Here is a 12,632-nt window from a genome sequence, read left to right on the forward strand (position 1 = left end):
CGGGGATGTGAGGTCGGCAAAGTTACACTCCAGTCATATGAGTAGCGAACCGAACGGCGAACTGGTGAACATACTCTGGGTCGGCGGGCCGGCGGCCGCGGGAAAGACCACCGTGAGCCGACTGCTGGCACGAAAGCACGGCCTCTTCTGGTATAGCCTTGATGCCTATGCCTTCGATCACGAGCAACGCGCGGCCGCGGCTGGTCTGCATGTTATGGGCACTGGTCCGGGGAACTTCGACCGGCGACCGATGATCATCGAGGACATTCGGTCCCTGGCGCTGAATACGGCGGTCCTTGTCGAAGGTGCGGGAGTCACTCCCGCAATGGCCGGAGTTGCCGGGAACGCGGTCTGGCTGATGCCGAGCAAGGCAGAGCAGAGCGCACGACTCGAACGCAGGCATCCGACTGGCGTGCACGAAGGCTACATCATGGGCTGGGACCTGGTGCGGAGCCAACTGGCGCCAACACGCGCCACTGTCCTTGTGGTCGACGGCCAGACCGTCGACCAGACGATCCGAGCCGTTGAGCAGCACTTCAGAACATTCCTGACAGACCTCCCCGCCGCACGCAGTATCGATGAGCGGCAAGCGCTGACTCGGCTCAGCAATCTCCGGATCGCCACCCAGGCGATTCAAAGGCCGCGATCGGGACGGGCCAAGACGACCGGGCATCTGGCCGTTCACGTGTTCGACTGCGAGTGCGCGCAGAACGGCTGCCAGGAGTTTGTCGAGGTTGCAGTCGGGGATATTCCGGCTGCGGTCACCCAAGCACCTCCGTCAATTACCGCACCTGAGCACTCCAGCGGTACCTGAAGCGCCCGCTCTCCGGGTCGCGATCACCGCGACGGTCAGGTACTGCACGGTCATGCTGCCGCCCAATTCATCGATGGCAGCCCCGACCTCGCCGATTACGTGTGCTCGCTCGACCGCCGGCAGTAATGTCAACGCGCCGTGACTTGGTAGCTGATCAAGCCACGCAGCCTTCGTGTAAGCGGCCTCCCAGCCGAAATGGTGCTGGTCGACCTCCGCGAAGCATCCGGTCTTCCGAGCACCGTTGGCCGCATCGGACAGGACTTCCTGGTACCGCTCGACAGCGGACCGTTGATCGCGCTCCGGAACGGTGACGTCCAACTGCAGCTCGGCAACTACCTGCTGGTAGGCGGTCAAGAAGGCGGTCCGCACAGTCCGCGGAAGCTCGGACAAGTGCCAGAACACCGCAAGCACTCCCCCTGGACGTAACAGCTGGGCGGCTTTCCAGGCACCGGCCAAGGGGTCGATCCAATGCCAGGCCATCCCGGAGCTGACGACGTCGAACTGCCTGCCGGCCGCGTCCCAGCTCTCGAATGCCGAGATGACCACCTCGATACCACTACGGCGCACCAGAGCCGCCATCCTCACGTCCGGCTCCAGCCCCAGCACCCGGCAGCCTGCGTCCCGGAACTGGCGAGCAACCGTCCCCGTCCCGCATCCAACGTCCAGAACGTCCCGCCCCGAACTCGCGGAGAGAACTCGCCGGATCATGTCTGCTGGATAGGCCGGCCGGGTCCGGTCGTACCGCTCCGCTTCGGCACCGAACGACATTGCCATCGGTCGTTGCCGCTCAACAGCGCTCATTTCCACGCCTCGGGGCGAGGAACCTCGTACTGCTCCAGCATTCGAGCACAGGTCCGGTCGAGCTCTGCTCGTGCCCAGTCCTTGTAGCTGCCGCCACCGAAATGAATGACTCCGGTCTCACATACCCGCCAGGTCCGACCGTGGGTCTTCATAACCTGCGTCAGCAGACCGAGGGTGTCCCACCAGCGGCCGCCGCGAATCTCGTAGGTCCGGGCGGCCGACAACCCCACTGCCGACACGATGGACCTGAATACATTGTCATTTCGAACGAGAACGCAGAACGAATGCACCCGCTCGCCGAACTCGACGCGATAGGAGCCAGGGGTAGACCAAGGACCATCGGCACTGCGGCTCCAAGCCTCCCGGATCCAGGTGTACGGCACCGTGCCGGTCGCCGGATCGATGCCGCCAGGCAGCTCCTCGAATAGTTCCCCCGCCTGGTCGAGCCAGGTGGCCTGAACCGCGAAGAGCCGGTCATCCGCCTCGAGATCGTCCACCAGGGCGTCGACGGTGTTGTCGCGCACGAAACACGTGTCGGTATCCAGGAATAGATATGCGTCATATTCGGGCTCGGCCAGGACGACATCGCGGAGCACCTCGCCATGGTTGTAGATCTGTCCGGAATTGTCGGCCGCGGTATATCCGGTCTGCCTGATCTCCACTCCCATCGCGGCCGTCCAGCCGAGCTGGCCGATATCAGCAGTGTCGTTGTCGTAGAGCAGCAGCGAGATTTTGTGCCGAGAACTCCGGTGGTGCGCATAGAACGATCTCAGCATAAGGTCCATCAGATTGGTCGTCCCAAGGTTGATGACCACGACCGCGACATGCATACAAGACCCTCCGGGCACTCGAGTCGATTCGGCCAGATACCACAGGCAGTACGCGCGCCGACTGTCAATGAAACAGCCGATGACCAGCGCAGGCTTCTCATCGGCGATTTGATTCTCTGTGCGGCACCGTCGTCTGAGCCCAGATTTCCCGATCAGATTTCGCCGTGTCGCACTACGCCTGGATTCTCTGCGAAATCGGCTAAATCTACGACATCAACGTCAGCTCGGCCGTTCAGTGGACGTACTCAGAACTGATGCCTCAATCAGACGGCGGCTCGCGACCCAACAAAGTCAACTGAGGGTCCTCTGACAGCCGATCGGGACTCGGGCTGGCTACTCATTGATCTTGAGGATTCTGCCGGTGAACGTCCTTGGTGTAAGCAAGGCACGAACCGTCGGCTCGGGATGCATCTGCGCCACCTCGAGATCGTACCCTCGCAGGAATGTCCAGAGCATAGTCATTATTTCGATAATTCCGAGATGAGAACCGATACAAACTCTCGGACCGCTGCCGAAGGGTATATAGGTTCCCTTGCGCCATCGATCGGGCTCCAGCCATCGACCAGGCTCGAACGAGTGCGGTCGATCCCACTCTTCTTCGTCACGATGAATGCTGTAGATTACAATGTTCGCCGTAGTTCCCCGAGGGATCGTCAGGCTGTCGACGGCGCATGGCTCAGTAATCAGCCGACTAATCATCCAGGCTGGCGGGTACATGCGCAATGCCTCGTTGACTATTGCGGCTATGACTGGCGCACGCTGCGCGAGGTCGTCGACCACTTGGACCGATTCGGCTTCGTCGCGGGCCAGGGCCTCGAGTTGCGCAGAGGACTTGATCGCCAGTAAGGACCATGCCGTGGCGGCTCCCGGAACGCCAAAAGATGCCAGCAGTGAGACCTGCACCGCAGATCGGAGCTGCTCGGGCGTCAGCCGTCCGTCACGACAAAGGACGCCGAGCAGGGAGGAATCTTCGCCACGTGAATCCGCTGCGGCGAGCGATCGCCTGTCGATGGTCGCCGCAAGTACCGATCTCAGTCGACCAGTGTTGCGAAGATGCGCGCGCATCTTTGGGGTCGGAAACCATCTCGGAACCAGTCGTGAGCTGTTCATAATGGGCAAGTTCGCCTCGACTGCAGACTCGATCAGCTCTGGAATGCCGCGAGCATCCTCTTGGCCGAGGATCAGCTCGCTCATAGCGTGACCGGACGCCAGTTTGAGGCAACTGACGACGTCCACCGGACGGCCATGCATCCGGTCCAGATATCCACTGAACGAGTCACGGATCATCGAAGCGTGGTCGTCGACCTGCTTCCGGCGCATCTGCTTATGGGCGGCGGAGCGAGCGGGGGCCCATTCTTCGGTAGCCGCCTTCGCTGTATCGATCGGCTTAGTCCGCAGGTACATTCCGTCGTCGATGTGATTCGCCCGGTTAGTCTCGGCTAGCAATTTCTTCGCGAGCTTACCATCCGTGACGATCAGATTGCCGTCACCGACGAAGAAGTTTTTGCCAGCCTGAATTCTTTGCCGTTCGATGTAGCCGAGGCGATCTCTGTCGTATTCGCGTACGGCATGCAGCATACTGATGGTTTGCTGGAGTTCGGAGCGGAGGGACAATTTCACACCCGTTTCTCGCCGTCTCGCACTCGAGTGAAACGGCAGGGTGAGCAACGCAGCACGCGCCCACCCTGCCGCTCATCCGCGATTGCGATTCACCAGTTAGTGACCCTGACTGATCCAGGTGTACCGTCCACCGATCCGAATCGATCGCCGAAAGAGTTGAACCATGCGCTTTGCCATCTCTTCACCATCCCCAGAATATTTGAAGTGCAGGCCCGATGCGATATATCAGACCTGATATGAAATAAATCTACGTGCCTGCGTAATGGTTCGTCAATCGCTGTCGGCGTGTCCGTGTCATGCCTGTCGCGTCGTGGCGAGCGACCGGCATCGTCGATGCCGGTGTGGATCAGATTGCGGATCACCTGTTGAGCAACGAAACCCAGGAGATCGCGCCCGGTTGGGACCCATTGCGAAACTAGCCATCTGCAACGTCGCATCGACCGCCTACTCGGCAACGCAGTTGCCTCTCGCAACGAATGCGACTACTTGCCGAACCGGTCCGAACTCGGCGGTAACGACGAGTTGCCCGAGTTCTGTCACGGCTTGCGTTCCAGCTCCGCCGGGGCCACGTTCCCACTCGATCAACTTCGCGACTCGTGCCAACAACTCACCCCTTAGGGACAGCAACTGCAGTAACTCCGGCCGTCGGACACGACGACAAACCTGGCTGACATACCGCCAACGTCAAGCCGGCAGGCTAACGCCTGCCACAATGACCCCACCTGAAGGATTAGGAATGACTTCCGATCCAGGTGTAGCGTCCGCCGATCCGAATCGATCGCCGAAAGAGTTGAACCATGCGCTTTGCCATCTCTTCACCATCCCCAGACTATTTGAAGTGCACGCCCGATGCGATATATCAGATCTGATATGAAATGAATCTACGTGCCTAAGTAAGAGGCCGTCAATCGCTGTCGGCGTGTCCCTGACGTGTCTGTCGCGTCGTGGCGAGCGGCCATCGTCGATGCCGGTGTGGATCAGGTCGCGGATCACCACGCAGCCTCTTCCACGCCATCGCGCACTACCGCGATCATTTCGCGCCCGACATCGCCCGCCCGACTCCGCTTCCGGAATCATCACCGATTCCACTCCGCCATCGGAGCCGGCCACCCAGGCACTTCGACTGACGAACCTCCCTGGACATCGCTTCTAGCCGAACCCCGCGCTGGCGAGACATCTGCGACGGCCTCCGCTCAGCCGTCTACGAACCACCGCCACCCACTGTTCCGATGGGACAACGGCAGTGGAAAGCGGACACGTCTGCGACGGTCGAACACCTGAACTCGACTACCCAACAAGTCCAGCAATCGTCACCGAAACGAATGTCGAATTCGTGATGCGGGTGTCGTTGAGTGCGGTGGAGTTCCCTAAAGATCTCGCGTCCTGCTTCGACGTCGATGGCGGGAGGTACATCTGTCGACAGGCGCGAAACGGGCGATCGCGACGGTCGAAACGAGGCCACCCAGACAGATTGGTTGGGTGATCTCGCTGGCGGTTGGGTTCGGAATCGGCAGGTCACGCGTGGCGTTCCACAGCGTCAGGTCGCACGGCAACTGGGTGTGGACAGCTCGACACTGACCGCGGCTTCGGGATCATCGCCGGCCTGGCTGACTCGATCGATCAACGAGGGTGAGGTGGCGTGATGGCGACGAACGAAGAACCCGTGGCGCTTCGAGCGCCGAGCCACTCAAGCGGGTGCCCCTACCTTGCGTCGGCTTTTGAAGGCGCGAGAATGACCCAAGCCGTCGGTCGGCTGGCCAACCACACGTGCGACGCGGGCTGGGAGTGGAGTCGTTTCGCGGCAGTGATCAATCTGCCCCGCTCTTGACGCACCTCGACGACGCGGTCTCTTGTGACCTGGTCATCGCTCGTGGCTTGAGCCGGCCCCGCTGCGCAACGCCGGCAGGGCGCTGCGCGACCTGGGCGGGGTGCCGGTAGTTGCCCGACGATGACACGCACAGTCGTCGGGCGAAACCCAGCAGTTGCCGCCGCAGATCCCGATGCCTCCGTCTGCTGGCGGAGCTGTGTAGCGAGCAGAAATTGATCGGCGAAGTGCGTCGGCCAACGGCTCGCTGACGTCTCTGACCTGTGACCGTCTCCTGCGCGCCGGTACTGATGGCGTCCAGGGTGGACTCGAACTGACCGGACCCTGGCACCACCAGACCGAATTGCGCAAGACCATCGTCCCCGGGCATCCCGCCCTATCCGCTCCGTCGATCAGCTCTCGCTCGCTATCTGCGCCCAACCAGCGGCTGATCGGAGCTGCCTGGGTGTTGCCGGTCCTGGTGATTGAGCCATGAACACGGGATGCGGGAGACGAGTGCACAGTGAGGACGACGAGTCTGATGAATGCGCACTTACACGAGTGCGCTGTGTGTTCACGCCCCTGGTTGTTGTGTGGACCGGATCCGGTCAGCGATAGCCCGCGGCTTGGAGGCTGTAGACCTCCGCATAGGTGCCGTCGCGGTTCATCAGTTCGTCATGCGTGCCGTGCTCGGTCACCCGGCCGTTCTCCAGCACGATGATCAGGTCCGCGGCGCGCACCGTCGAGAAGCGATGGGAGATCAGCAAGGTGATCCTCCCGTCGGCGCGGCCGGCCCGTGCCTCGTCGGCGAGCCGATCGAAGACGGCGGCCTCGGCCTGCGGGTCCAGCGAAGCACTCGGCTCGTCCATGATCATCAGCAGCGGCGCCGGTCTGACGAGCGCCCTCGCGATCGCCAGCTTCTGCCATTGACCGCCGGACAGCTCCACACCGTCGACCCACGAAGTACCCAGTTGAGTCTCGATGCCGCGCGGCAAGGACTCGACGAAGCTCGCGTCCGCCTTCTTCAGTGCGGCGGTCACCTGGTCCGGTGACTCGGACAGCCCGCCGACCGCGACGGCCTCGCCGACGGTCAGCTGGTAGCGGACGAAGTCCTGAAAGCCGGCGCTCACCTTCCGCCGGTACTCCTCGATGTCCATCGAGGCGAGATCGACGCCGTCGACGAGCACCTCACCTGTGACGGGGCGGTACATACCGGTGAGGAGTTTGACCAGGGTCGACTTGCCTGCCCCGTTCTCTCCGACGATGGCGACCGTCTGTCCGGCGGGCAGGAACAGGTCGGTACCGGGCAGCGCGAGACGATCGTCCGCGCCGTACCCGAAGGTCACCTGCTTCACCTCGATCCCGTGGACCAGACGGTCCGGAACCGGCTCGGTCCCCGGCTCCCGCCGAGCCTCGCGTTCGAGCCACAAGTAGTGTTCGGCCGATGTACGCACGCGCAGCACGGACCCGGCCAGATCGAGGATCCGGTTCGCCCCGCTCACGACGGCGCTGGCCAGGGCCAGTGCGAGGGCCACGTCGCCCGGAGTGACCCGTCCCGCGACTGCCTCCCGAAGAAGGAGCACCATCGCCCCGACGTACGCGAGCGGGAACAGCGCCCAACCGGCCGCCCCGATCGCGACGGATCTGAAGCGGGCCGCATGAACGATTCGGTTGGCCTTGCCAACGGCCTCGCGGTGCTCACGCAGCAGTTCGTCACCCAAGGAGGCGACGTGGATCTCCTGCGCCGACGACGCGGCGACCGACAGCATGAACAGCTGCTGGGCGAGCCGGCGCTGCGATGCCGCCTCCAGCTCGGACCGTTGGCGAAGCTTCTCCGCGCCGCGGCTCAACCACAGCGCGGGGAGGGCGACCAACGGCAGCACGACCAGCACGAGTTTCAGATTTGCCAGCAGGACGGTGCTGATCGCCAGCTGTGCGACAACCAGGGGGCCGATGAACGGCAGGGTCACGCTGTCACCGAGCTCGGGTGCCTCGCGCCGCAACGACTGCAGGCGATCCAGGAACTCGGGCCGCTCGAAATGGTGGATCTGCGGGGCACCCGCGGCGAGCCGCAGTACCCGTCGCTCGGCGACGAAGCTGGATCTCTCGCGCATCCGGATCGTTGCCCACCGATAACCGATCGGGGCCACCAGTACGAGGAAGAGCGCGACGGCGACTGCGATGCCACCGGCAACTATCTGCTGTGACTCCCCCGAGACCACGCCGTCGACCAGCGGCCGGACCCCGAGGGCGAGGAGCAGTGGGCTGACGAAGCTCGACATCGTGACCGCGGTGTAGAGCAGGAACAGCCCCGGACCGATCTCCCAGCCGAGCCCGATCAGCAGCCGGGCGGTGGCGACCCACGACTTCATGCCTGGCCTCCGTCGAAGCGAGCGGCCTGCAGCCGGAACAGGTGCGCATAGGTACCGTCGAGCTCGAGCAGCTCGTCATGCGATCCCTGCTCGACGACCCTGCCCTCGTCGAGCACCACGATCGAGGACGCCTGCCGCACCGTGGAGAAGCGATGCGAGATCAGGATCGTCGTCAGTCCCGCGGTCAGGTCCAGGAACCGCCGGTACAGCTCCGCCTCGGAGCGGGCGTCCAGGTGCGCTGCCGGCTCGTCCATCACCAGCACGGACGCCCCCTGCTGTACGGCGTACAGGGCTCTCGCCAGGCCGAGCCGTTGCCACTCGCCTCCGGACAGCTCCACACCGCCGTCGAACTCGGACGACAGCACCGTGTCCCAGCCGTTCGGCAACGCCTCGACGACGCTGGTCGCACCGGCCCGCTCGACGGCGGTCTGTGCGATCTCGAGGGACGGCGGCGCGTCGACGCTGCCGAACCGAACATTGCTGAACGCCGACATCGGCAGCCGCAGCGGTTGCTGGAAAACGACCGCCAGTCTGCGCCGCCAGTCGTCGATGTCGAGCTCCCGTAGTTCGACGCCGTCGATCATCACGGACCCCTGCGTCGGTTCGTACAAACCGCAGAGCAGCTTGACGAGGCTGGTCTTTCCCGCGCCGTTCACCCCGACGACCGCGACCGACTGCCCGGCCGGAATCACCAGCTCGAGCTCACGCAGTACCCGTCGATCTGTTCCTGGGTAGCCGAAGGACAGGTCGCGGAAGGCGATCTCTCGCTTCGGCATCCCGCCGGCCGGCCGAGATCCGCGGTCCGCCGGATCGGCTGCCGGTGCGACCGCGTCCATCGCGTCGTCGTACCGCTTCAGCGTCGCCAGGGCGAGCTCGGTCTGCAAGCCGGTCCACGACGACTGCTGGATACCGGCCAGGGCGACCATGAACGTCTGCACGTACGTCGCTGTTTGGCCGGCCGGGAGATGTCCCGCCATCGCCTCGCGGACCACCAGGACGATCCCGCCCAGCACGACAACGCCCAGAACTGCGGTCGCGACCGCGGGACGACGACCGGGTCGCGTCAGGACCCGCTGCATCGTCTCCGCCCAAGTCTCGCCGTGGCGGTCGACGACGTAGCCCGGCAGCCCGAACAGGCGAATTTCCTTGGCCGCGGTGGGCGTGGTCCCCAGATCGTTGAAGTACTGCATCCGGCGCGCCGACTCCGTTGCGCCGTAATGGTGCCCAGCCTCGGTGCGCGACGCCACCTTGTCCTCGTACGCCGCCCACAGGCCGGCAGCAAGCAGACCCGCGCCCAGCCACCAGTGGAACCCAGCCAGAATCACCCCCGATGCCAGAAGGATGACCCGCCCGGTGGCCAGGCCGCCGATCGTGCTCGCGAGCCGGCCCGGACGCGCCCAGTCCGCCCTCAGGGTGTCTCGTCCGACTTCCACCAGCACCGCCGTCGCGGGGTCCTCCAAGTGGCGGACGCCGCTCGGCGCGGACACAGCTCGCATCAGGTCGTGCTGCAACAGCGCGTCGACCCGCTCGCCGAGCGCGGTCGCGGACGCTCGTTGCAATGCACCGGCGAGCCACTGGAGCAGCAGGCACCCGCCAGCAACAACGGCCCAGCTCACCGCTCGCTGAAGGCCGGCCCCGTCTTCGGTGGCGGCGACAACGCCCGCGACGACCTGCCCGATCGCGACCACGCTCCCGATCGGTGCGGCCGCGGACAGCGCGATGGTCGTGACGGTCAGGATCGAGAGCCCGTTGCCCGCTCGCCAGGCGACAGAGGCGAATCGCCGAAGTCCGGTACCGACTGCCATGACCACCGCCTTCGATCTCGTCTGCCGGCACCACGCGGGCCAGCCAACTTACCACCGCGGAGTGGTCACTCCTGCTGTGCCGCGAACAGCCGGGCGAACCGGCCACCGGGCTCGGCCATCAGGTCGGCGTACGTGCCTTGCTGCACCACCGAACCGCAGTCGATGACGTAGATCCGATCCATCTCCCGCAGCGTCCACGCCCGGTGCGACACCACGATCGTCACCCGACCAGCGCTGGTACGGCGTAACTCGGCGAAGATCTCCCGCTCCGCCTCGGCGTCGATCGCGGAGGTCGGCTCGTCGAGGATCCAGACCCCGGCGTCGCGCAGCCGGATCCGCGCGAGGGCCAGCCGTTGCCACTGTCCACCGGAGATCCCAGTGCCACCCCATTGCTGACCGAGCTGCGTGTCGAGCGGCAGCTCCGCGGCGAAGGTGCCGGCCAGCGCGCCGCGGATGTCCTGATCCGTGACAGCACGCGGTGCGCCGAGACCGACGGCGTGCCGGAGGCTGAACTCGAAACGCCCGAACTCCTGCACCAGCAGGCCGAAGTTGCTGAGTCGTTCGGACTCGGTCATCGTCGCCGCGTCCTTGCCGTCGATCAGTACCCGGCCGCGATCCGGGCTCAACGTGCCGACCAGCAGGTTGATCGCGGTCGACTTGCCGGCGCCGTTGACGCCGACCACCGCCACCAGTTCGCCGCGGCGCGCTTCGAGACAGACATCCCGGAGAGCGGGTTTGCCGTCGTAGCTGAAGCTGACGTGGTCCAAGGCAACCGATTCGACCATCGGCGCCACGGCCTGCGTCGTCCCGGCCCGCACGCTCCCGACGAATCGCCGGTAGATCCTCGCCTGTGGAGCCGCGGTGACGATGCCCCCGAACGCGTACCCGCACTGGCGGATCGCGTTGAGGCCGGTGATCGTGCCTGCCACCGCCGCGGCAGCCGCTCCCCCGCTGGCGCCGCCGGTCACCAGCGCGACCAGTGCCCCGCCGAAGAGCAGGACGGTCACCAGCGCCGCGGCCAGCTCGTAGTTCATCGCCGTCCTGATCATCCGATCGAGGACGTGAGTCGCCTGCGACCGGCTCTCCGCGATCAGGTCAGCGACCTTCCACGCGGAGCCGAGCACCGCCAACTCAGTGCCGGGACGCTGCTGGATCAACTGCTCGGTCGCGTACGCCGCCGCGCGCTCGTGCGCACCGACCCGCGGCCAGCCCTTGGCCTCCATCCGGGAGATCAGCGTGAACGCCAGCACGGTCGGCACCAGCGCGGCGAGCACGAGAATCCCGGAGAGCAGGTTGATCGACGCGATCGTCAGGCACAGCACGACCGACGTCGCCGCCGCGCTCAGCACCTGCACCGGTTTGCCGGCGACGTCGCTCATCGGATGCGTCGCCGCCTGGCCGGCCTCGAGGTCCCTGACCACGTCAGGTTCCGCCAGCCGGCTCGGGCTCAGCCGCGCCGCCGCCTGCGCGAGCTCGACGCGAAGGTACAGCCGCAGACGCAGCATCATCCGCTGGCCGACGATGTTCGACACCTGGGTGAGGGGATACATCGCCCCGACCACCACGGTCAGCCCGAGCAGCGGTGGCCAGACGTCACCTACGTCCACCAGATCGCGGATCAGTACAACCTGTGCGCCGGGCAGGACGGCCAGGAACAGCTGGAGGACGGAGTACGTCGTCAGCCAACCGGGGGCGACCCGGAGCGCATCGGCCAACGATTCACGGGCAGTACGGAACGCATCCAGCACGGTGATCCTCTTTCACGCAAGAGCAGCCGGATCCACGCCGGTAGTCCGGCGCGGATTGAGGCCGCAAAATGCGTGTCATCCCAGCAAGCGGGCCCAGCCCGTGCGTCCAGGGATCCAGTGGCAGATCACGTTGTGATGTTGTGCCGTCACTCTACCGATCAGGCAGGAGCTGCGTCACGAGGGCGGCCGCGGTCCATTTCTCCCAGCGGGCCGGTTCCCAGCCTCGCCGTACGGTGAAGAACTGATACACCTCGGGGCTGAGCAGAGCGAGGGCCACATCTGTCGCCTCCGCCGCGTCCAGCTCGGCGCGCAACGGCGTCTTGGCCGCGAGCGCGGCGATCAGCTGCTCCATCACGACGGCTCGCTGGGCATTGTTGGTCTCCCAGAGCTCGTGGATCTCGGCATCCGCAGTCGCGGCGTGCGCGACGACCTGGAGCACCGGAGCGACCCGCTCGTAGATCTCCCGGGCCAATCGCGCCTGCGCGCGCAACTGCGCCTCGGGGTCGGGATCGGCGATCGCCGCCCGCACCCGCGGCCGGTCCAGGGTCGGCACCGGCTCGTCGTCGCCGGCGACCGCCACGTCGAGGAGTTCGCCGAGCAGGGCGCGTTTGGTGCCGAAGGTGAAGTACAGCGTCTGCACGGCCATCCCGGCCTCGTCGGCGATCGCCTGCATCGACGTCGCGGAGTACCCCCGGGTGGTGAACAGCGCCTGTGCCGCCGCCCGCATCCGCTGCCGATTCGCCTGGGTCTTGTCCGCTCGACGCGCCATGGACGCCAGCATAGCCGTTGACTAGAGCGCATCACTAGTGATTCGCTAGTGCTTCACTCTAGTGACATT

The 12,632-nt window shown here is 65.1% G+C and carries 8 protein-coding genes; 1 reads left to right on the forward strand and 7 read right to left on the reverse strand.

Going from position 1 to position 12,632, the window contains the following annotated elements:
• Positions 1–37: 37 nt before the first annotated feature.
• Complete coding sequence (locus tag AC0662_RS11645) at positions 38–814, forward strand: P-loop nucleotide/nucleoside kinase family protein (protein ID WP_452194269.1); 777 nt, start codon at positions 38–40, stop codon at positions 812–814.
• Here the strand turns inward: AC0662_RS11645 and AC0662_RS11650 are convergent.
• From AC0662_RS11650 to AC0662_RS11680, 7 genes are all read right to left on the reverse strand, one after another.
• Positions 779–1,615 (reverse strand): class I SAM-dependent methyltransferase, encoded by an 837-nt coding sequence (locus AC0662_RS11650; protein ID WP_452194271.1) that lies wholly within the window; start codon positions 1,613–1,615, stop codon positions 779–781. The two genes, AC0662_RS11645 and AC0662_RS11650, sit on opposite strands and share 36 nt — an antisense overlap.
• Entirely contained in the window at positions 1,612–2,445 is an 834-nt protein-coding gene (locus AC0662_RS11655; RefSeq protein ID WP_452194273.1) for a hypothetical protein, read from the reverse strand. The genes AC0662_RS11650 and AC0662_RS11655 overlap by 4 nt, the downstream gene beginning before the upstream one ends.
• Positions 2,446–2,778: 333 nt before the next feature.
• Positions 2,779–4,065 (reverse strand): cytochrome P450, encoded by a 1,287-nt coding sequence (locus tag AC0662_RS11660; RefSeq protein WP_452194275.1) that lies wholly within the window; start codon positions 4,063–4,065, stop codon positions 2,779–2,781.
• 2,412 nt (positions 4,066–6,477) lie between these two features.
• Complete coding sequence (locus AC0662_RS11665) at positions 6,478–8,241, reverse strand: ABC transporter ATP-binding protein (protein ID WP_452194277.1); 1,764 nt, start codon at positions 8,239–8,241, stop codon at positions 6,478–6,480.
• Positions 8,238–10,046, reverse strand: a complete 1,809-nt coding sequence (locus AC0662_RS11670) for an ABC transporter ATP-binding protein (protein ID WP_478300121.1) — start codon at positions 10,044–10,046, stop codon at positions 8,238–8,240. Before AC0662_RS11670 ends, AC0662_RS11665 begins: the two co-directional genes overlap by 4 nt.
• 65 nt (positions 10,047–10,111) lie before the next feature.
• Positions 10,112–11,794, reverse strand: coding sequence for an ATP-binding cassette domain-containing protein (locus tag AC0662_RS11675; RefSeq protein ID WP_452194280.1), 1,683 nt, complete (start codon positions 11,792–11,794; stop codon positions 10,112–10,114).
• A gap of 151 nt (positions 11,795–11,945) precedes the next feature.
• Positions 11,946–12,563 carry a TetR/AcrR family transcriptional regulator gene (locus tag AC0662_RS11680; protein ID WP_452194282.1) on the reverse strand — a complete coding sequence of 206 codons (618 nt, stop codon included), beginning with the start codon at positions 12,561–12,563 and terminating at the stop codon, positions 11,946–11,948.
• Positions 12,564–12,632: the final 69 nt, after the last annotated feature.

The sequence above is a fragment of the Kribbella sp. NPDC043289 genome, from assembly GCF_056436705.1.

Coding starts and splice junctions, on each gene's coding strand:
- AC0662_RS11665 (WP_452194277.1), bottom strand. CDS start 8,241: ATGAAGTCGTGGGTCGCCACCGCCCGGCTGCTGATCGGGCTCGGCTGG.
- AC0662_RS11650 (WP_452194271.1), bottom strand. CDS start 1,615: ATGAGCGCTGTTGAGCGGCAACGACCGATGGCAATGTCGTTCGGTGCC.
- AC0662_RS11670 (WP_478300121.1), bottom strand. CDS start 10,046: ATGGCAGTCGGTACCGGACTTCGGCGATTCGCCTCTGTCGCCTGGCGA.
- AC0662_RS11680 (WP_452194282.1), bottom strand. CDS start 12,563: ATGGCGCGTCGAGCGGACAAGACCCAGGCGAATCGGCAGCGGATGCGG.
- AC0662_RS11645 (WP_452194269.1), top strand. CDS start 38: ATGAGTAGCGAACCGAACGGCGAACTGGTGAACATACTCTGGGTCGGC.
- AC0662_RS11655 (WP_452194273.1), bottom strand. CDS start 2,445: ATGCATGTCGCGGTCGTGGTCATCAACCTTGGGACGACCAATCTGATG.